The sequence below is a fragment of the Burkholderia sp. TSV86 genome (assembly GCF_001522865.1).
Lineage (GTDB): Bacteria > Pseudomonadota > Gammaproteobacteria > Burkholderiales > Burkholderiaceae > Burkholderia.
In genome coordinates this window covers 74313-94895 of record NZ_LOWB01000021.1, presented here as the reverse complement: position 1 = coordinate 94895, position 20583 = coordinate 74313, and the positions used below count along the sequence as shown (strand labels likewise).

The following is a 20583-nucleotide window of genomic DNA, read 5'->3' as shown; positions in this document are numbered from 1 at the left end:
ACCTGTGCGGCGGCCGGGCCGGCCGCCGCTTCGTCGGCCGTGACGGCGGGGCGGCTATAATGTGCGGCCCCGTGTGCATGCCGGCGGCCGCCGCGGGTTTTCCGCCGGGCCTGGGCTCGATGCGCGCGCCGGCGCACGCCGGCAGCCGCCGTGGCCCATCCCGATATGCGGGATTCGGCCCGCTTCGGCATTGGCGCCGCGCGTGGCGTGGCGCGGCCCCGGCAGCGCTCCCCGCCTGCGGCACGACCGCGCGCCGGCATGAGAAAGCACGGGCCGCAACCTCAGAAGGATCGCCTTGGAAACCCAGAACACTCTACGCAAGCCGACGAGCGCGGCGGGCACCTCCGCGAAATCGGTGCTCGTGCGCCTGTGGCCGTACATCAAGCCGCTGCTGGGCGCGATCGCGCTGGCCGTCATGACGATGGGCATCGTCGCCGCGACGGAGGCGGGGATTCCGGCGCTGCTCAAGCCGCTGCTCGATCATGGCTTCGGCTCGCACGGCAGCGACCGCGCGAAATGGTACGTGCCTGCCGCCGTGATCGGCCTGGCGCTCGTGCGCGGCCTCGCGCAGTATTCGTCGAATTACCTGCTGAACTACGTGTCGAACCGGATCCTGCTGAAATTACGGTTGACGATGTTCGAGCGAATGATTCATACGAGCGCGTCGTTTTTTCAGCGGGAGACGGCCAGTACCGTGATCAACGCGATCGTCTTCGAGGTCAACCAGATCCTCAACGTGCTGACGGGCGTGATGATCACCCTCGTGCGCGATTCGTTGACGGTGATTTTCCTGCTCGGCTATCTGTTTTACTTGAATTGGCGGCTCACGCTGATCGTCGCGGTGATCCTGCCCGGCATTGGCTGGCTCGTCAGCAAGATCAACCGGCGGCTGCGGCGACTCAACCGCGAGCATCAGACGCTGACGAACGAGCTGTCCTACGTGGTCGAGGAGACCGTCGCCGGCTACAAGGTCGTCAAGGTGCATAACGGCGAGCGTTACGAACTCGACCGCTTCGCCGCGATGAGCAAGCGCCTGCGCGGCTATGCGATGCGCATGGCGGTGTCCGGCGGCCTCGCGCAGCCGCTCACGCAGTTTCTCGCGTCGATCGCGCTTGCCGTCGTGATCACGATCGCGGTCGTGCAATCGTCGAACGATCAGACCACGGTCGGCGGTTTCGTCGCGTTCGTCACGTCGATGCTGCTCGTGATCTCGCCGCTCAAGCATCTGATCGACGTGAACCAGCCGCTGCAGCGCGGGATGACCGCGGCCGAGCTGATTTTCGGCTTGATCGACGAGCCGCTCGAGCCCAAGGGCGGCGGCCGGCCGCTCGCGCGCGCGCGCGGCGAAATCGAGTTCCGCGACGTGTCGTTCGATTACGGCGCGACCGAACGGCCGACGCTCGACCGGATCTCGTTCAAGGTCGCGCCGGGCGAGATGGTCGCGCTCGCCGGGCCGTCCGGCAGCGGCAAGACGACGCTCGTGAACCTGCTGCCGCGCTTTTTCGACCCGACGGACGGCGCGATTTATTTGGACGGCGTGCCGACCTCGGATTACGACGTGCATGCGCTGCGCGCTCAGATCGCGATGGTGAGCCAGGACGTCGTGCTGTTCAACGACACGATCGCGGCGAACGTCGCCTATGGGCAGACGCCCGAGCGTGCGCGCGTGCAGGCGGCGCTCGAGGCGGCGAACCTGGCGGACGCGGTGGCCGCGATGCCGGACGGGATCGATACCGTCGTCGGCGGCAACGGGATGCGGCTGTCGGGCGGCCAGCGCCAGCGTCTTGCGATTGCGCGCGCGATCTACAAGGACGCGCCGATCCTGATTCTCGACGAAGCGACCTCGGCGCTCGATTCCGAATCGGAGCGTCATGTGCAGGCGGCGCTGGAGCGGCTGATGCAAGGGCGCACAACGCTCGTGATCGCGCACCGGCTGTCCACGATCGAGCGCGCCGACCGTATCCTCGTGCTCGAAGGCGGCCGGATTGCCGAAGCGGGCAGCCATGGCGAGCTGCTGCAGCGCGGCGGCCTCTACGCGCATCTGCATCGGATTCAGTATCAGCAGCAGGCGGCTTGACACGGCGGGTGGACGCCGCCTCGCGCCGGGGCGCCGCCGACGCGTGCGCTGCGCCGGCATGCGGCGGGCCCGCCATTGAGCGGCACGGCGCTGGGTTCGGGTTGCGCGGCAGCGCAACCAATGTTTGCTGCTTTATTGCACGCTTTCGCCGGACTTTGCCGCGTATGGCTCGTCGCGCGCGGCGCATGGCGCAGACGCACCGTTCACCGCGCGCGGCGGCCGCCAGTCCTGCCGCAGGATTGCGTGGAGCGTCCGCCCAGTCTTCCCCTTTCCCGCGTCAATTCCTGGCCAGCCAGCGGCGCTCGATCTGCGTAATCGTCCAGCTCACCACGGTCGCGCACGCGGTGCCGAGCGTCACCTCGCCGAGCCTGACAAGCGGCACGCCCCACAGCGGGCCGCCGCCCGGAAACAGCAGCACGATCGTCGCGGTGATCGCGCCGAGCCGCGCCGCGCTGCCGACGTTCAGGCACCAGCAGCAGACGATCGCGGCCACGATCGTCATCGCATAGGCGGCGACATGTCCGATACCCGTCGCCGCGCCGGCAAAACCCACCAGGCCGCCGACGATCGCGCCGACGAACTGGTCGCGCGACAGGCTGATCGTATCCGCGTAACTATGCTGCGTGACCGCGATCGCGGTGATCGCGGCCCATACTGCCTGTTCGGTGTGCAGCGCGCGGCCGATTCCGTATGCGAGGCACGCGCCGCTCGCCGCCTGCACGGCCATCAGCAGCCCTTGCAGCGCACGCTCGCCGAGCGGCAGTCCCTTGAACAGGTCGAGCGCCGAGCGCTGGATCTGCTGGCGGGCGCTGTTGAAGGACTTGATCGTTTCCATCTGATTCGAATCCGTCGTCATTGCACCGGTTCGGCGGACGAGGCTTGCTCGTCGCCGACGGCCGCCGCGTCGCGCGTCTCGGGCATCGCGAGCCAGACGAGCAGCGTCGCGAGCGCGCCGGCGGCTGCCAGCCCGAAGAAGCTCGCGGTGTTGCCGAAGCGGTCGGCGGCGAAGCCGGCGAGCGTGGTGCTGAGCGTCGCGCCGATGCCCGCGGCGAGCCCGAACAGTCCGATGCACAGGTTGTAGCGCCCTTTGCCGCCCGCGACGTCCGCCGCGATCAGCGGCAGCATCACGCCGAACACCGCGGCGCTCAGGCCGTCTAGCATCTGCACCGGCACGAGCAGGTAAGGGCTCGACACGCCGGCGAACAGCAGCGCACGCGCGGGCAGCGCGGCGAAGCCGAGCAGCAGCAGCGGCCTGCGCCCCCAGCGCTGCGCGCAACGGCCCACCCACGGCGAGAGCATCGCGACGATCGCCTGCGGCACGATGATGCACGCGGCGATCACGAGCTGGACGTTTTCGCCCATGCCGGCGGTCACTTCGCCTGCGGCGAGGTTGAGCATCGCCGCGTTCGATAGATGGAACAGCACGACGCACGCGGCGAAAATCAGCATGCGCCGGTCACGCAGCAGTTCGCGCAGCGTTTCGCGCTGTTCGCTGTCGTCGGCATTCGCGCCGCCATCGGCGCGCGGCGCATGCGCGCGGGGCGGCGCGGCGTGACGTGGCAATTCGATCATCGCGAGCGCGACGAGCGCGGGCATCGCGAGCGCGGCCGTCAGCCAGAACACCGCGCGTGCGGACAGATATTCGCCGGTGAGCCCCATCAGCCCGGCCGCGATTGCGCTGCCGATCGACGCCCAGCGCGCGTTGCGGCCGAGCCGGTCGCCGAGGTTCTCGCGCCCGACCAGCGCGAACGAGATCGCGGCCATCGCCGGCACCAGCATGCAGCTCGCGAAGCCGTGGAACACTTCGGCGGCGAACACCGGCACGACGGTCGGACTCGCGGCGAGCAGCACCGCGGACAGGATGATTGCGACGATCGCCCACGCGGCCGCGCCTTTCTTGTTCTTCAGCGCGTCGACGGCCGCACCGCCCGGCACCTGGCTGACCATCGCGCTGATCGTGCCGACCGAAAGCGCCATGCCGATTTCGCCCTGCGTCCATTTGTGCGACGCGAGATACGACGCGATGAACGGGCCGAAACCGGTTTGAACGTTTGCGACGAAGAAGTTGAGCCAATCGAGGGCGCGCAGACTTCGTACACTGACTACATGCCGGACCGTCATCGTTTCACACTCGACGCGGCGGCGGCCGGCATGCTTGCGCCGGCAGGCGGCGCGGTGGATGAAGCAACGGGCGGCGAGACGGCGACGATCGGCTTGTCGCCCGCATACGGCGGCGCTGCCTTCAGTTGCACATCGTTCATATCGAGCCACGCGCGCGGCGGTTTGTCTTTCGGCGCGAAGCGCAGCGCCGACCAGCTTGCGGCGATCGTGCGCCGGTTCGGATCGACGAGGCCGCCGACTTCCAGCACGATGGCCTGCGGATTGCCGCCGCGGCCGATCAGCACGTCGACGACGCGGCCGATCCTCGCGCCGCCGGGGCGCTCGATATCGGCGTCGATGATCCGCATGCGGCCGGTTTCGGCCAGCAAGTCGGCCGAGCCCGTGAGCGGCAGCGTCTTCGGGCGGGCCGCGGCGCTCGGCATGTCGAGCGCGATCGGCGCTTCCTTGCCGCCCGGCGTGAAGCGGAACAGCCGCCACGGCAGGATCACCTTGCGGTCGCCGACGCCCATGAAGCCTTGCAGATTCACGATCACGTCGCGCGGCGCGCCGCTTGCATCAGCGGTCATGTCGACCGCGCGGCCGACAGTTTTGCTGTCGCGCCGCACCTCGCTGTCGAGCAGCGTGCGTACTGCGGCGCGGTCGATCGCGCGTGTCGCGATCAGCGGCGCGGGCGCGGGGGGCGGCGCGGGCGGGGGCGCGGCGGCACGTGCGGGCTTGCGCGGACGCGGTGGCTCGCGGTGCGGCTTTTTCGGCGCGGGCGCTTCGGCGGGTTCGGGCGCGCTGGCGGGCTCCGGCGCGGCCGGGGGCTCGCTCGCCGGCTCGACGGGAGTGGCGACGGCTTCGACGATTGGCTCGGGCGTTTGCGGCGCGCGAAAAAGGGCGCAGCCGGACAGCGCGAGCAACGCGATGAACAACGGGGCCGCGGTAGCGGTGCAACGGACGAGACGGGGGGCTGAACGCGGGAATCCGCCGCTCATGGGATCGTACTCCATGACTGGGGCAGGCCGCCGGGCACGGCGCTGCTGTCGGTGATGGCGCAGGCCCGGCGGCCTCGCGCGAGCCCAGAGTTTAACCTGTGATGAATGAGGGCCGCGAAAACGGGGGCGGGGTGGCGGCGTTTGAGGTGCCTGCGGCGTCTGCGCTGGAGGGGACGGAGGAAGGATGGTCCGCGGCGCGAAGCGTCACGCGTGCCGGGCGGCACAGCGTCGCCCGCGCGAACGGCGCCGGGCTCGCGCCGGCTTCGGCGACATGGGCGGCGGCGGTGTTGACTGCATGGCGGACTTCGCATCGATATGCGATGCCCCGAATTATTGGGGCATATGTGTGGTTTTTCTTGTGGATTTGAAATCAAACCTTGTTTTCAAGCATCGAATATTTTTTATCGATATGGCATTCATTGCCGTAATCGGATCTCGGTTTGATTTAAAAATACATCGCGAAATCCCTGAATTTTTCGAAAAAATATTCATTTGACTCGCTGCGGAATGCTGCGGGCGACGAATGATCGGTCGGGGGCGAGACCTGCCGCGCCGGTGTTACGCGGTACTCGAAACGACGGCGAAGCGGCCGGGCCGTGCGAAAAAATACGTGCCTTATTCCGATTGAGATGGCGCTTAATTTATTTAGATGGAGGGATTTGAAAACAGTGGTTCGCCGGATTATTTCGTTTGTATGGATATTATTTCGTGCATTTTCCGTATGGGCGATGGCGGCGACCTATGAAATAACTCGGATGTCGGTTAAAAGTAACGGCATCCTGCGCGCCGGACGACGTTAAGACCGGCGGGCGGGTACGAGAGTGGGATCATTACTTCGTAAATATCGGCGTGACGCTCGAAACGACCTGCAACCAGCAACAATAATGGAGACGTAAATGAATTCGTTCGATAATCTATCGGAATGTGACGAGCCAGCTTCGTCGCACGGCCCGGCACTTCAGGTCGGTAAGCCAGAGGCTTCGGCCGACAGGCGTCCTCCGGCAACGGATTGCGCAATCGTATCGGCATTTTTCTGTATTGATCTTTGAGGAGCGCACTGATGCCTAAGCAAAGCTCCTCGATTAATGGCGCTTCCTGCGCACTTTCGAGTCATCCGTCCGGAGAACCGGATTCACCGAGCAATAAGCAGTCGTGCACAACCAAGGTGGTCAGGCGCGCAAGCTGGCCGCAGATGGGCGGACTCGCGTCTCTCAATGGGCTACCGCGAAAGGAGTGGTCCACGCCGGGCGCTTCGTCGATTCGCGCGCCAATATCTGCTGCGCCAGTGCCAAGCGAACCGATCCGCGCTGGATTTGGAGTGGAAATCGAAATCGACAGCGTCTTGGTAGAGGGCAATACCGGAGACGGTCGGCCGCTTCGCCAGCATGACGTTTTACTCGAGTCCAAGGATAAGAAATGGAAATTGGTATGTGACGAGACAAGGGCGGGGCTCGATCTCGAGTTCGTGACAGTGCCATTGGCGAGCAAGGACGAGGTGCGGGAGGTCGTAAAGGAAATCGCTGCCGTCTGCAATAAAATCCGCCAGAGCGGATTAGAACTCAACAAGAAAAGAGAACGCGAATCGGTCGAGGTACAGCTCAAGAAATTGGTTGAAGGTATGAACGTGGATCTGGTGGCCGATTGCCAACTGCGGATCAAAAAGCCGGGGGCGCAGAATACGTTGCAACCTACCGGATGCCGCGATTTGCCCGTGCTGCAGACCAAGAAAACGGAAATGACGGCCGTCCTGCAAACGACGTGGGGTGTTAGTCTCGAGAAACTGCCGGAAATGATCGAGGAAGTCGATCCCTTGTATTACGCCGGTGGATCGAAATATAAAAAAGTACAGAAAGATTTCGATGAGATTGACCCGCGTTTCAGAGGCATCAAAGCCATGACGGAGAACGTAAGAAACTATGTTCTCAAACATCATGGTTTGGTTTTGAGCAAAAAGGCGGAAGGGTTTGTCAGTCTGCTGAATATGTACTTGGCCAGGGCGCAGTCGCGTAAAGCAGTTCCGTCCGGCAGCACGATTCATGTGAGATTCAGGATGGAGGCGCGCAGCGACTTTTGCTCGATATTTTCGAAGCTGCTGGACGACGGCGATCGAAGTGTCATGCGCAAGCTGCTTCTTCCGGGTGAAGGCGAAACAGTACCCCTCATGATGAAGGCTTTGGGGTGCGAGAACCCGGAGCAATGCGTCTTCGCGATGGAATATGAAACGCTGGACGGCCAGAGTAAGCAGCGGGGCAGCACGATCAAGGATTGGTTTGCGTCCATTATAAATGGTCGCGGTGAAGGCGAATTGATTAAAGATCTGATGTCGCCGCCGCGGGGCTATCGGCTGCACAACGGCAATAAAGATCAGAAAGACTATGGAATGGGGGCGGTAGGCGTTGACGAGGAAAACGGACTTGTTTTATTCGAATTCCGTGGTATGCCTGATCGTCAAAAAAATTTACCGATTCACGAATTTGAAAAAAGAGTGATGAACGAATATCGGAAGGCCTTGGAGAATAATCCGATCCTTACGGAAACTGCCCATGAAAAAATTATGGATTTTCATGAGCGCGTGGAATTGAATAATTTGAATGCCGTGAAGGAAATAAATAGGGAAATGGAGAGGGATGCCACTGAAAGAGAGGCGGCGGCAAGCGCGAGGTATGGGTTGGTGAATAAACTTCTCGGGCGGCAGGAAAAATCGGCTGGGCAGATCAGGAAAGAAAGGCTTAGAAAGTTTTTAATCGATAAGGCCCCGGTAAAGGATAAAAAAGACGAGGCTGCGGATCAGGTCCGGAAAAAAAAGACGAAAGACGCATGGCCGCTGCCGTTCCCGTTGCCTACCAACAACCAGCCGCCCAGTGATGCGGCATTCGCGGCGGAGCGCGATGCGCCCGCCGAGGGCCGGGCCTCGAATGGCGCGCACACATCAGCGCCGGCGCATGCAAACGAACGGCCAATGGGTTCTAAAGCGGCGAATGACGCTGTATCAGTAACGAGTGCTTTATTGTCGCTTTTTTATCAAATCGGAACCGAAAACCAAGCGCGGCTGGAGAGGGCCAATGCTGAAAAAGAGGCCGAGTCCATTCAGTTCCATGCGCGGAGAAAGGCATCGTATGAACCGTCGTCGAACCCGAGATTCACCCAGCCATTGCCGGAATCAGCCTATTATCCATTCCTGGTGCCGGGCGCGAACCCAGGCCCAAGCCCAAGCTATCGTGTGCCGCCGTCCGTGACGCAACCCATGCCGCCTGCCGAAGCATTACCCCCGAGCGACGCCAGCATTGCGCCAAGGGGGTTCAGAGCCAGGAGGGGCTCGATTACCGAATCGATGATTTCCCGCGAAGAAAAAGTAATGCGCGCCACGCTGCAAAGGGACGGGGAGGGCTATATCAGCCCAGAAGCGGCAGAGGAGACGCGCTGGCAGACAGCGGGCATCAATATTCAAATGGGCATCAATATTGAAGAAGATTGAATCCGCATGTACCGGCCCGGTTTCTGGGGCGGAAAGCGGCTTCGCGGGTTATCCGAGTTGCGTTCGGAAATTTCGTGATGCCGCTTCACGGCACGCGCGCAGCGCTATTTTTTTATGATTGTTGTAATGCTTACGGCCGAGCGGGGCCGCTTTCATCGATCGGGCCGGTTTTGGCGGCAGCACGGCACACGTGGCTGACTGATCGAACCCCGGATGACGCGTGCTGCGCGGCACTGCCGATGCTGGACGCCCGCGCGCGACGCGTATCGCGAGCGCGTATATTCCGCCGTGCTTCCTCCGCGCGCTATCGCGAGCCGTCGTCGTGCATACCTTCGTCATTGCTCACCACGACCAGCACCTCCGCCTGCGTCGCGCCGACGATGCGTCCGACCACTATCCGCGATGGGCCGCGCAGATCGGCCCTGCGCGATGTGCTTGCCCGGCCGGGCGCCTTTGGCGAAAACCTGTCGACGCCGGGCATCACCGAGCGCGATGTGTGCGTGGGCGACGTCTTCACGCTCGGCGTCGGCGGCGCGGCGTTGCGGAATCGCGCAGGCCGCGGGCCCTACATCAGCACGATGTCGTACTGCTCCTGACTCAGATTCGACTCCACCTGCAGCGACACCGGCTTGCCGATGAAATCGATCAGCATCGCGAGATGCTGTGATTCCTCGTCGAGAAAGAGATCGATCACTTGCTGCGACGCGATCACGCGAAACTCGCGCGGATTGAATTGCCGCGATTCGCGCAGGATTTCGCGCAGCACGTCGTAGCAGATGGTGCGCGCGGTTTTCACCTGTCCCTTGCCCTGGCACACCGGGCATGGCTCGCAGAGCACGTGCGCGAGCGATTCGCGCGTGCGCTTTCTGGTCATCTCGACGAGCCCGAGCTGCGAAAAGCCGTTGACCGTTACGCGCGTGCGGTCGCGCGCGAGCGCCTTCTTCAACTCGGCGAGCACGGCGTCGCGATGCTCGGCGTTTTCCATGTCGATGAAATCGATGATGATGATTCCGCCGAGGTTGCGCAGCCGAAGCTGCCGCGCGATCGTGTGCGCGGCTTCGAGGTTCGTCTTGAAGATCGTGTCGTCGAAGTTGCGCGCGCCGACGTAGCCGCCGGTGTTCACGTCGATGGTGGTCATCGCCTCGGTCTGATCGATCATCAGATAGCCGCCCGACTTTAGATCGACGCGCCGCGACAGCGCGCGCTGGATTTCGGTCTCGATGTTGTACAGGTCGAACAGCGGCCGCTCGCCAGTGTAGTGGTGCAGCTTGACGCTCACGGCCGGGGTGAACGCGGCGGCAAACTCGGCGAGCCGTTCGTGCGTCTCGCGCGAATCGATCTGGATGCGCGTCGTATCGTCATTCGCGAAATCGCGCAGCACGCGCTGCGCGAGGTCGAGATCCTGATACAGCAGGCTCGTCGCGGGCAGCCGCTGCCCTTGCGCGACGATCGTCGCCCAGGTCTTGCGCAGATAGGCGACGTCGGCGGCGAGTTCTTCGCCGGTTGCGTCCTCGGCGATCGTGCGCACGATGTAGCCGCCTTTTTCCTCGCTGGGGATCACGGCGGTGAGCCGCGCGCGCACCGCTTCGCGCTCGACCTCGCTTTCGATTTTCTGCGAGATGCCGATATGCGGCTCCTGCGGCAGATAAACGAGCGTGCGGCCCGCGATGCTGATCTGCGTCGACAGCCGCGCGCCTTTCGTGCCGATCGGGTCCTTGATCACCTGAACCATCAGCGTCTGCCCCTCGAACACGATCTTCTCGATCGGCTGGTGCGGCGCGTTCGACGGCACGTCGCCCGCCGGGCGCGGCTGCCAGATATCGGCGACGTGCAGGAACGCCGCGCGTTCGAGGCCGATGTCGATGAATGCCGACTGCATGCCGGGCAGCACGCGCACCACCTTGCCGAGATAGATGTTGCCGACGCGCCCGCGCGACATCGTGCGCTCGACGTGAAGCTCCTGCACCGCGCCTTGCTGGACGAGCGCGACCCGCGTTTCCTGCGGCGTGACGTTGATCAGGATTTCTTCGTTCATGATGAATTTAGAAGGCGACGCGCGCGGCGCGCAGCAGCGTCGCAGTCTCAAAGAGGGGCAGACCCATGATACCTGAATGAGAACCGTCGATTCGCTCGATGAATTCGGCCGCGCGCCCCTGGATCGCATACGCGCCCGCCTTGCCGAACGGCTCGCGGCTTTCGACGTAGCGCTCGAGCGCGGCGGCGTTTGCCGGGGCGAAGCAGACCTCGGAGCGCGACAGCGCGGGCGGCATCAGTTCGCCTGCGGCGTCGATCACGGCCACGGCGGTCAGCACCTGATGCGTGCGCCCGGCAAGGCGCGTGAGCATCGCGAGCGCGTGCGCGGCGTCGTCGGGCTTGCCGAGAATCGCGCCGTCGATCGTCACGGTCGTATCGGCGACGAGCACGGGCGCGGCCGGCTTGCCGCTCGCGACGAGCCGCGCGCGCGCCGCGTGCGCCTTCGCGACGCACACGCGCAGCACGTAATGATCGGGCGCCTCGCCGGGCTGCTCGGCCTCGAGCGCTTCGGCGTCCTCGTCGGCGCGCGGCAGCAGCAGTTCGTGGCGCACGCCGAGCTGATCGAGCAATTCGCGGCGCCGGGGGCTTTGCGATGCGAGGTAAATGAACAGGTAGGGTGGGGGAGCGTGCTCGGGCATGGTTCTTGGTGTTATCGAGCGCATGCGCGACGCGTCGGGACGACGCCCGCTCATGCACGGTGATAGGGATGATTCTGCGTGATGCTCCACGCGCGGTAAAGCTGCTCGGCGAGCAGGACGCGCACCATGCCGTGCGGCAGCGTGAGGCTCGAGACGCGCAGCAGCAGTTCGGCGCGCGACTTCAGTTGCGCATCGAGGCCATCCGCGCCGCCGATCACGAACGCGACGTCGCGGCCGTCCTGCTGCCACGCGGGCAGCGCCTGCGCAAGCTGCATCGTGGTCCAGTCGCGGCCGCGTTCGTCCAGCGCGACGACACGTGCGTTTTTTGGCAGCGCAGCATCGATGCGTTGCTTTTCGGCGGCCATCACGCTGTCGGCGCTGCGCGAGCCCGAGCGCAGCTCGGGCTTGACTTCGCGCAGCTCGATGCGCAATTCGGGCGGCATGCGCTTCGCGTATTCGTCGAAGCCGGCCGCGATCCAGTCCGGCATCTTGTGGCCGACCGCGACGATATGCAGTTTCATGAAGAGCGAAGAGGCTGAAAGGAGGGCGAAAGCAATGCAGGCAGACGATCGCGCGGCACGGTGCCGACGCCGTGCCCGCGCCGCGTCAGCGGCGCCGCACGGCGCTCCTGCGCGGCGCGCGCACGGGCGCCGGCGGGGCGCCGCGCTCGTCGGCCTCATCGTCGTCCACGTCGGCTTCGTCGTCGGCGCTCGCGCCGCGCGCGTGGGGGGCCGGGCCGCCGAGCTTCATGCGCACCGGCTTGTCGCCCCAAATTTCCTCGAGGTTGTAGTACTGGCGCAGCGCCGGCTGAAGGATATGGACGACCGCGTCGCCGCAATCGACGAGCACCCATTCGCCCGTGTCCTCGCCTTCGGAGCTGACGACGTCGCCGCCGGCTTCCTTGACTTTGTCGCGCACGTTCGACGCAAGCGCCTTGGTCTGGCGGTTCGATGTACCGGATGCGACGATCACGCGGTCGAACAGTTCGGTCAGGTGGCTCGTGTTGAACACTTTGATGTCTTGCGCCTTGACGTCTTCGAGGGCGTCGACGATCACGCGCTGGAGTTTGCGGATATCCATGAGTCAGGGATGGTAGAGACGATGTTGAAGAATATAGGCCCACACGGCGGCGGGCACGTGTTCGGCGGATGCGTCGGGCACCTGCGCGCGGCGCGCGATGCATTCGCGCAGGTGCGCGCGGATATCGGTGGCGGCGACATCGAGCGCGAGCGCCGTGTCGATCAGCAGGCAGCCGGCGGGCGTTGCCTGCAGCGTGGCGGCGCTCGCTTGCCGGCGCGCGATCTCGGCGGTGACAGCGGGCGGCGCGGCGGCGAAATCGAAGCCCGGCCGCGTCGCCGCGCACACGTGCGCGAACTCGAACAGGCGCAGCCAGTCGCGCCACGTGTCGAGCCGCACGAGCTGATCGGCGCCGATCAGCAGCGACAGCGACACATTGGGGCCCAGACGCGCGCGCCAGCGCGCGAGCGTCTCGACGGTGTAGGTCGGGCCGGCGTGCTCGATCTCGTCGGTCGCCACCGATACGGCCACGCCCGGCAGCGTGAGCGAGCCGGCCGCCGCGCGCGCCATCGCGAGCCGGTGCCCGGCCGCCGACACGCCCTGTTTCTGATACGGCTGGCCCGCCGGCATCAGCACGAGTTCGGTGAGCCGCAGCACGTCGGCGAAGCGGCGCGCGAGCGCGAGATGTCCGTCGTGAATCGGATCGAACGTACCGCCCAGAATGCCGATGCGGCGCGGCAGCGGGGCGAGGCGGGGGGCGGGGGGGCGCGCGTGTCCTTGGGCGCGGGTGTCGCGGCTGGCGGCGAAGCGGTTCATGCCCAGTCGCGCGGTACGAGAAAATCGCTGTAGAGGCGCGCCTCCGGCGTGCCCGGCTCGGGGTGCCAATCGTAGCGCCAGTTTGCCGTCGGCGGCATCGACAGCAGAATCGACTCGGTGCGCCCGCCGCTTTGCAGGCCGAACAGCGTGCCGCGGTCGAACACCAGGTTGAATTCGACGTAGCGGCCGCGCCGGTACGCCTGGAATGCGCGTTCGCGCTCGCCGTAACGCGTGTCGCGGCGGCGCTCGATGATCGGCAGATACGCGGGCAGGAACGCGTTGCCGACGCTTTGCAGCAGGTCGAACGCGCGCTCGAAGCCCGGCTCGGAGAAATCGTCGAAGAAGATGCCGCCGACGCCGCGCGCCTCGCCGCGGTGCTTCAGATAAAAGTAATCGTCGCACCATTTCTTGAAGCGCGGATACAGCTCGGCGCCGAACGGATCGAGCGCCGCGCGGCAGGTCTGGTGGAAATGCCGCGCGTCCTCCTCGTAGCCGTAAACCGGCGTCAGGTCCATGCCGCCGCCGAACCAGAATACCGGCTCCTCGCCCGGCTTCGTCGCGATCAGCATCCGCACGTTCATGTGCACGGTCGGGCAGTGCGGATTGCGCGGGTGCAGCACGAGCGACACCCCGAGCGCCTCGAAGCCGCGTCCGGCGAGTTGCGGGCGCGCGGCGCTCGCCGACGGCGGCAACGCGTCGCCCGCGACGTCGGAAAAGCCGATGCCCGCACGCTCGAAGAAGCCGCCGTCCTCGAGGATGCGCGTCGTGCCGCCGCCGCGCAGCCGCTCGCCGGGGCCGCGCCGCCACGCGTCGGTGGACAGCGCGGTGCCGTCGAAAGCGCCGAGCGCGTCGGCGATGCGCGTCTGCAAGCCTTGCAGATACGCGCGTACACGGTTGACGTCGTAGTTCGAATCGGTCATTGGATGAGAGGCGGCTTCCGTCGTGCGGACGCCGCTAAAAATAGCTTCTTGTCGGGTATTTTAGCGCCCGGTGCGGGAGCGGTCCGTAGCGGCGGCGCGGTGCGGCGTAACGGCAAACGGCGGGCAACGCAACGGCAGGCTGGCGTGCGGGCCGCAGCGCGGCGTGCATGCGGCCCGCGGCGCGGCCCGCCGGCGGGCAGGCTTCAGGCGCGCGACACGCCCGGCGTGCGCGCGCATTGCTCAGCACGGCTTGCGGTTCAGCGCGCGGTGGCCGATGTCGCGGCGGTACTGCATGCCCTCGAAGTGAATCTGGTTGATCGTTTCGTATGCGGCCTGCTGCGCGCCGCGCACCGAATCGGCGAGGCCCACCACGCACAGCACGCGGCCGCCCGACGTGACGAGCTTGTCGCCGTCGAACGTCGTGCCTGCATGGAACGTCACCGCGTGCGCGTTTTCATCCGGGATGCCGTTGATCCGGTCGCCTTTTTTCGGCGCGTTCGGATAGCCGTGCGCGGCGAGCACGACGCCGAGCGCGGTGCGCCGGTCCCAGTCAAGCTCGACCGTATCGAGCGTGCCCGCGATCGCCTGCTCGACGACCTTCGAGAAATCGCTCTTCAGGCGCGACATGATCGGCTGTGTCTCCGGGTCGCCCATCCGGCAATTGAATTCAAGCGTGCGCGGATTGCCGTCGCGGTCGATCATCAGGCCCGCGTACAGGAAGCCCGTGAAGCGGATGCCGTCGTTCTCCATGCCGCGCACGGTCGGCATGATGATCTCGCGCATCACGCGCGCATGCATTTGCGGCGTGACGATCGGCGCCGGCGAATACGCGCCCATGCCGCCCGTGTTCGGGCCGCGGTCGCCGTCGAGCAGGCGCTTGTGATCCTGGCTCGAGGCAAGCGCGAGTGCGTGCTTGCCGTCGACCATCACGATGAAGGTCGCTTCCTCGCCGTCGAGGAATTCCTCGATCACGACGCGCGCGCCCGCTTCGCCGAGCTGGTTGCCGGACAGCATCATGTCGACGGCCGCATGCGCCTCGTCCAGCGTCGTCGCGACGACGACGCCCTTGCCGGCCGCGAGCCCGTCGGCCTTCACGACGATCGGCGCGCCCTTCGCGTCGATGTATGCGTGCGCGGCGGCCGCGTCGGTGAACGTTTCGTAGTCGGCCGTGGGGATGCCGTGGCGCTTCATGAACGCCTTCGCGAAGTCCTTCGAGCTTTCGAGCTGGGCGGCTTCCTTCGTCGGGCCGAAGATCTTCAGGCCGCGCGAGCGGAAGTGGTTGACGATGCCCGCGGCAAGCGGCGCTTCCGGGCCGACCAGCGTGAACGCGACCTGCTCGGCTTCGGCGAAATCGGCGAGATCGTCGAGCGAAGTCAGATCGACGTTCTTCAGGCGCTCGTCCTGCGCGGTGCCGCCGTTGCCGGGCGCAACGTAGACGAGCTGGACGCGCGGCGACTGGGCGAGCTTCCAGGCGAGCGCGTGTTCGCGGCCGCCGGAGCCGACGACGAGTAATTTCATGGGATTCCCCGCAGACTAGAAAATAGGGCGGCCGCTTGCGCGGCCGGCGCGCGATGCGCGTGCCGGCTGCGAAAAACGGCTGCGGCCGCCTTTCGTCTGGTCGCAGCGAAAGGGCGGCCGCGCGGCATCGTTATGCCTCGACGATCACGGCGTTGGTGTAGACCTCCTGCACGTCATCGAGATTTTCGAGCGCGTCGAGGAGCTTTTGCATCTTGACGGCGTCGTCGCCGGTGAATTCGACTTCGTTTTGCGGCTTCATCGTGCCTTCGGCGAGTTCCGCCTTGAAGCCCGCCGCTTCGAGCGCGTCCTTCACCTTCGAGAATTCCTGCCAGTCGCTCAGCACTTCGATCGAGCCGTCGTCGTTCGTGTTGACGTCGTTCGCGCCCGCCTCGAGCGCGGCTTCCATCAGCTTTTCCTCCGGCGTGCCCGGCGCGAACAGGAACTGGCCGACGTGATCGAACATGAACGCGACCGAGCCGTCGGTGCCCATGTTGCCGCCGAATTTCGAGAACGCGTGGCGCACTTCCGCGACGGTGCGGGTGCGGTTGTCGGTGAGCGTGTCGACGATGATCGCCGCGCCGCCGATGCCGTAGCCTTCGTAGCGGATTTCCTCGTAGTTCGCGCCGTCCGCGCCTCCGACGCCGCGATCGATCGCGCGCTTGACGTTGTCCTTCGGCATGTTCGCGTCGGCCGCTTTGTCCACCGCCAGACGCAGGCGCGGGTTCGAGCCAGGATCGCCGCCGCCCAGGCGCGCGGCCACCTGGATTTCCTTGATGAGGCGCGTCCAGATCTTGCCGCGCTTCGCGTCGGCCGCTGCTTTTTTATGCTTGATGTTGGCCCATTTCGAGTGACCAGCCATGCTTTTCTCCGTTCGCCCGCGCGCGTTGCGCGCCGGCGCTTAACCAAGTGTCTGTCGTTGAGAGTCGGCGGCCGCGCGAAGCGCGGCGAGTGCCTGCTTCGAGATCGAGCGGGCCGCGCGTCGTCGAGTAAAACGAAATTTTATCACGCGGCGCTTGCCGCTTTGACGGCGGCGCTGCGCGAGCGCGTGGCGCGTTGGTGCTTGGCGCCCGATGCTCAGCGCCCGACGCCCGATGCCCGATGCCCGATGCCCGATGCCCGATGCCCGATGCCCGACGCCCGATGCCCGACGCCCGACGCCCGACGCCCGATGCCCGATGCCCGTGCCATGACGATCGCGGTGCGCAAAGCCGGGGCGAAGGCCGGCTGCCTTTGCGCGGCGAAGCGGGCTGCGCTGGGGGGCGGTGGCTTGCACCGCTTGAGACGCTTGAGACGCTTGAGACGCTTGAGACGCGCGTGACCGGCGCGAGCGTGGCCGAGGTGCCGCGCGTGCCGGCCGCGGTCAGTTTTTCGTGCCGAACAGGCGGTCGCCCGCGTCGCCCAGGCCGGGGATGATGTACGCGTCGGCGTTCAGATGCGAATCGAGCGACGCGACGTACAGCTTCACGTCCGGATGCGCGTCCTGGAACACCTGCACGCCCTCCGGCGCGGCGACGAGCGCGACAAACGAGATCCGCTCGCCCGGCACGCCGCGGCGCTTGAGCACGTCGACCGCGTGCGCGGCCGAGTAGCCCGTGGCCACCATCGGGTCGCACAGGATGAAGATCCGGTCTTCCAGGTCCGGCAGCCGCACCAGATACTCGACGGGGCGATGATCGTCCGCGCGGTACACGCCGATGTGGCCGACCCGCGCGGACGGGATCAGCTCGAGCAGGCCGTCCGACATGCCGACGCCCGCGCGCAGCACCGGCACGATCGCGAGCTTCTTGCCGGCGATCACCGGCGCGTCGATCTCGACGAGCGGCGTTTCGACCCGCTTGGTCGTGATCGGCAGGTTGCGGGTGATCTCGTAGCCCATCAGCAGCGTGATTTCGCGCAGCAGCTCGCGGAACGTGCGCGTCGACGTGTCCTTGTCGCGCATGTGCGTGAGTTTGTGCTGGATCAGCGGGTGATCGAGGATGAAAAGATTCGGGAAACGGCTGTCCTGTTTCATGAAGGCGGCGCTCAAGGGGATTCCGGGGCGCGCGGGCCGGTTGGGCGCTCGCGCGAAACAGCCGCAAGTTTACCGAAATGAGCCCGCGCGATCCGGATATTATCGGCGTTTGGCCATCAGATGGCACCGATTGCATCGGATTTTCGTCAAACGTCGGCAAGGAGCCCATTCAATGGATTTCGGCATCGCAGGACGGACCGCGCTCGTATGCGCGGCCAGCAAGGGGCTCGGACGCGGGTGCGCGCAGGCGCTTGCGGCCGAGGGCGTGAAGCTTGTGATCGTCGCGCGGACCGCGGCTACGCTCGACGCGACCGCGGCCGAGATTCGCGCGAAAACGGGCGTGCACGTGACGGCCGTCGCGTGCGACATCACGACGCCCGAAGGCCGCGCGGCCGCGCTCGCCGCGTGCCCGCAGCCCGATATCCTCGTGACGAACGCGGGCGGTCCGCCGCCCGGCGATTTTCGCGATTTCTCGCGCGACGACTGGCTTCGCGCGCTCGACGCGAACATGCTCACGCCGATCGAGCTGATTCGCGCGAGCGTCGACGGGATGATCGCGCGCCGCTTCGGGCGCATCGTCAACATCACGAGTTCGGCGGTGAAGGCGCCGATCGACGTGCTCGCACTGTCGAACGGCGCGCGCTCGGGGCTGACGGGCTTCGTCGCGGGGCTCGCGCGCAAAGTTGCCGAGCACAACGTGACGATCAACAACCTGCTGCCTGGCTTTTTCGATACCGACCGGATCGCGACAACGCTCGCCGCCGCGGCGAAAGCGAGCGGCAAGACGCTCGACGAGGTGCGCGCGCGGCGCACGAGCGAGATTCCCGCGCGGCGGCTCGGCACGCCCGACGAGTTCGGCGCCGCGTGCGCGTTTCTGTGCAGCGCGCACGCGGGCTACATCACCGGGCAGAACTGGCTGATCGACGGCGGCGCGTATCCCGGCACGTTCTGACGCCGGCGCCGCGTTGCGCCGTGGCGATTGCACATGGCAACGAAGCAATACCCGAAGGATTGGAGATGAGCACACCTCGCATCGCGCTGATCGCGCATGACGCGAAGAAGGACGACATCGTCGCGCTCGCGGGCGAATACCGCGACACGCTCGCGCAATGCCGGCTCGTCGCGACCGGCACGACGGGCGGCCGGATCGCGGCCGCGCACGGGCTTGAGGTCGAGCGCAAGCGTTCCGGGCCGCTCGGCGGCGATTTGCAGATCGGTGCGGAACTCGCCGACGGGCAGGTCGACATCGTGATCTTCCTGCGCGATCCGATGACCGCGCAGCCGCACGATCCGGATATCACCGCGCTCGTGCGGGCCTGCGACGTCCATGACGTGCCGTGCGCAACCAATGCCGCGACCGCGCGCGTGCTGCTCGCGGAGTTGGCGCGCAGGCTGCGAACGCCTGGCTGACGGCTGGCGGGGCGGATGCTTTGCGCCGCGTTTTGCCGAGGTGGCGCGCGGCGTATTGCATTGCAGCCGCTGCGATGCCGCGTGCGTCCGCATGGCCGGGCTGTATGGCGGTGTTTTGCCGCATCGCGGCGCGCCGCATCACATCACAGCGCCCGTCTCCGCGCCGCCGCATCCAATCGCATCGCATCGCGCCATGCCGGCCCGGTGCCGCGTCTCTCTTGTTCCCGTTATCCCTGACGCAATCAGGGCGATGCAAGAACACGCGGCGCGCGCAATAATCGTGCGGCGCGCTGCGATGCAGCGCAGTGCGGTTGCCTCGCCACGCGCCGGCCGTCGCATTCGTCAATACACCGATCGACAGAGGAGCACAGCATGCCGAAAGCCATTCGATACGACCAGCCGGGCGGCCCGGAGGTCATGAAGTGGGTCGACGTCGACGTCGGCGATCCGCGGCCGGGCGAGGTTCGTATCCGCCAGCACGCGGTCGGCCTCAACTACATCGACGTCTATTTCCGCACCGGCTTGTATCCGCAGCCGCTGCCGGGCGGGCTGGGAATGGAAGCAGCGGGTGAGGTGACGGCCGTCGGCGACGGCGTGGCGGGATTCAAGCCGGGCGATCGCGTCGCGTATGTCACGCAGCCGCCGGGCGCGTATGCGCAGGAGCGCGTGCTGAGCGCCGACAAGCTCGTCAAGCTGCCGGATGCGATCGGCTACGACGACGCGGCGTCGGTGATGCTGCAAGGGCTGACCGCGCAATACTTGTTGCGCCGCACGTATCCGGTGAAGGCGGGCGACACGATCCTGATCCACGCGGCGGCGGGCGGCGTTGGCCTGCTCGTCTGCCAATGGGCGAAGGCGCTCGGCGCGACGGTGATCGGCACCGTCGGCTCCGACGAGAAGGCCGAACTCGCGGCCGCGCACGGCTGCGACCATCCGATTGTCTACACGCGCGAGAACTTTGCCGAGCGCGTGAAGGCGATCACGAACGGCGCGGGCGTGCCCGTCGTCTACGATTCGATTGGCCATGACACCTACGTCGGCTCGCTCGACTGCGTTGCCCCGCTCGGGCTGTTCGTCAGCTTCGGCAATGCGTCGGGGCCGCTTCCGCTGATCGATTCGAAGGAATTTTCGTCGCGCGGCTCGCTGTTCTTCACGCGGCCGACGCTGTTCTCGTATATCGCGAAGCGCGACGATCTCGAGCGCAGCGCGGCGGAGCTGTTCGACGTGATCGCCTCGGGCCGCGTGAAGACGAGTATCCGCCAGCGTTACGCGCTCGAGCGCGCGGCCGATGCACATCGCGATCTCGAGGCGCGCCGCACCACGGGATCGACGGTTCTGCTCCCTTAGGGCAGCGTCCGGCGGCCGCCAGTCCGGGCCGAACCAGCGACGGGGCGCGGGCCGCAGGCCACGCGCCCCGTCTGCGTTTACGGGTTTTTTACACCCATCTCGAAATCTTTGACCCGCCCTTTACGCGCATTCCTCTAACGTGTGACCGGTTATATCTGGAGCACGGAGAAACAAGAAATGGATGCGGTGTACATAGGGGGTCTCGCACTTTTCGCGGTGCTG

General features: G+C 65.9%; 18 protein-coding genes and 1 pseudogene. 7 read left to right on the top strand and 12 right to left on the bottom strand.

Annotated elements, in window-relative coordinates; genetic code table 11:
- The first annotated feature begins 295 nt into the window (after positions 1-295).
- The gene (msbA, locus tag WS68_RS02550) at positions 296-2077 is read left to right on the top strand and encodes a lipid A export permease/ATP-binding protein MsbA (RefSeq protein WP_059569303.1); all 1782 of its coding nucleotides are present in this window, start codon (positions 296-298) and stop codon (positions 2075-2077) included.
- Positions 2078-2354: 277 nt separating this feature from the next.
- Here the strand turns inward: msbA and WS68_RS02545 are convergent, their stop codons facing one another.
- The 3 genes from WS68_RS02545 to WS68_RS02535 are packed head-to-tail and all read right to left on the bottom strand — an operon-like array spanning position 2355 to position 5175.
- Positions 2355-2912 (bottom strand): FUSC family protein, encoded by a 558-nt coding sequence (locus WS68_RS02545; protein WP_059569302.1) that lies wholly within the window; start codon positions 2910-2912, stop codon positions 2355-2357.
- Between the two features lie 17 nt (positions 2913-2929).
- A complete protein-coding gene (locus tag WS68_RS02540; protein WP_059569301.1) occupies positions 2930-4198 on the bottom strand; it encodes an MFS transporter in 1269 nt (422 codons plus the stop codon).
- Positions 4195-5175, bottom strand: a complete 981-nt coding sequence (locus WS68_RS02535; RefSeq protein ID WP_059569300.1) for a hypothetical protein — start codon at positions 5173-5175, stop codon at positions 4195-4197. The genes WS68_RS02540 and WS68_RS02535 overlap by 4 nt, the downstream gene beginning before the upstream one ends.
- Positions 5176-5359: 184 nt before the next feature.
- Between WS68_RS02535 and WS68_RS27180 the strand changes: the two genes are divergently transcribed.
- From WS68_RS27180 to WS68_RS25600, 3 genes and pseudogenes are all read left to right on the top strand, one after another.
- Entirely contained in the window at positions 5360-5671 is a 312-nt protein-coding gene (locus tag WS68_RS27180) for a hypothetical protein (RefSeq protein WP_156429316.1), read from the top strand.
- 822 nt (positions 5672-6493) lie between these two features.
- On the top strand, positions 6494-8650 hold the full coding sequence (locus WS68_RS02525) for a hypothetical protein (protein WP_059569298.1): 2157 nt from the start codon (positions 6494-6496) through the stop codon (positions 8648-8650).
- A 382-nt stretch (positions 8651-9032) separates the two neighbouring features.
- Positions 9033-9216: pseudogene (locus WS68_RS25600) on the top strand (MOSC domain-containing protein); the annotation flags it as partial.
- Here WS68_RS25600 and rng read toward each other — a convergent pair.
- The 9 genes from rng to upp form a co-directional block, all read right to left on the bottom strand.
- Complete coding sequence (gene rng / locus WS68_RS02520; protein WP_059569297.1) at positions 9216-10685, bottom strand: ribonuclease G; 1470 nt, start codon at positions 10683-10685, stop codon at positions 9216-9218. The pseudogene WS68_RS25600 and the gene rng overlap by 1 nt on opposite strands.
- Positions 10686-10692: 7 nt before the next feature.
- Entirely contained in the window at positions 10693-11322 is a 630-nt protein-coding gene (locus WS68_RS02515; protein ID WP_059569296.1) for a Maf family protein, read from the bottom strand.
- A gap of 50 nt (positions 11323-11372) precedes the next feature.
- A complete protein-coding gene (gene rlmH / locus WS68_RS02510) occupies positions 11373-11843 on the bottom strand; it encodes a 23S rRNA (pseudouridine(1915)-N(3))-methyltransferase RlmH (RefSeq protein ID WP_059569295.1) in 471 nt (156 codons plus the stop codon).
- 85 nt (positions 11844-11928) lie between these two features.
- A complete protein-coding gene (gene rsfS / locus WS68_RS02505) occupies positions 11929-12402 on the bottom strand; it encodes a ribosome silencing factor (RefSeq protein WP_059569294.1) in 474 nt (157 codons plus the stop codon).
- A gap of 3 nt (positions 12403-12405) precedes the next feature.
- Positions 12406-13155: a nicotinate-nucleotide adenylyltransferase gene (locus WS68_RS02500; RefSeq protein WP_059569293.1), complete on the bottom strand. Its 750-nt coding sequence runs from the start codon at positions 13153-13155 to the stop codon at positions 12406-12408.
- Positions 13152-14075 (bottom strand): oxygen-dependent coproporphyrinogen oxidase, encoded by a 924-nt coding sequence (hemF, locus tag WS68_RS02495; RefSeq protein WP_059569292.1) that lies wholly within the window; start codon positions 14073-14075, stop codon positions 13152-13154. The genes WS68_RS02500 and hemF overlap by 4 nt, the downstream gene beginning before the upstream one ends.
- A 240-nt stretch (positions 14076-14315) precedes the next feature.
- Positions 14316-15593 carry a phosphoribosylamine--glycine ligase gene (gene purD, locus WS68_RS02490; protein ID WP_059569291.1) on the bottom strand — a complete coding sequence of 426 codons (1278 nt, stop codon included), beginning with the start codon at positions 15591-15593 and terminating at the stop codon, positions 14316-14318.
- A gap of 130 nt (positions 15594-15723) precedes the next feature.
- On the bottom strand, positions 15724-16452 hold the full coding sequence (locus WS68_RS02485) for a YebC/PmpR family DNA-binding transcriptional regulator (protein ID WP_059569290.1): 729 nt from the start codon (positions 16450-16452) through the stop codon (positions 15724-15726).
- 501 nt (positions 16453-16953) lie between these two features.
- The gene (gene upp, locus WS68_RS02475) at positions 16954-17604 is read right to left on the bottom strand and encodes a uracil phosphoribosyltransferase (RefSeq protein ID WP_059513099.1); all 651 of its coding nucleotides are present in this window, start codon (positions 17602-17604) and stop codon (positions 16954-16956) included.
- A gap of 172 nt (positions 17605-17776) precedes the next feature.
- Between upp and WS68_RS02470 the strand changes: the two genes are divergently transcribed.
- From WS68_RS02470 to WS68_RS02460, 3 genes are all read left to right on the top strand, one after another.
- The gene (locus tag WS68_RS02470) at positions 17777-18556 is read left to right on the top strand and encodes an SDR family oxidoreductase (RefSeq protein ID WP_059569289.1); all 780 of its coding nucleotides are present in this window, start codon (positions 17777-17779) and stop codon (positions 18554-18556) included.
- Positions 18557-18621: 65 nt separating this feature from the next.
- Positions 18622-19014 carry a methylglyoxal synthase gene (locus WS68_RS02465; protein ID WP_059569288.1) on the top strand — a complete coding sequence of 131 codons (393 nt, stop codon included), beginning with the start codon at positions 18622-18624 and terminating at the stop codon, positions 19012-19014.
- A 372-nt stretch (positions 19015-19386) separates the two neighbouring features.
- Positions 19387-20361 carry a quinone oxidoreductase family protein gene (locus tag WS68_RS02460; RefSeq protein ID WP_059569287.1) on the top strand — a complete coding sequence of 325 codons (975 nt, stop codon included), beginning with the start codon at positions 19387-19389 and terminating at the stop codon, positions 20359-20361.
- Positions 20362-20583: the final 222 nt, after the last annotated feature.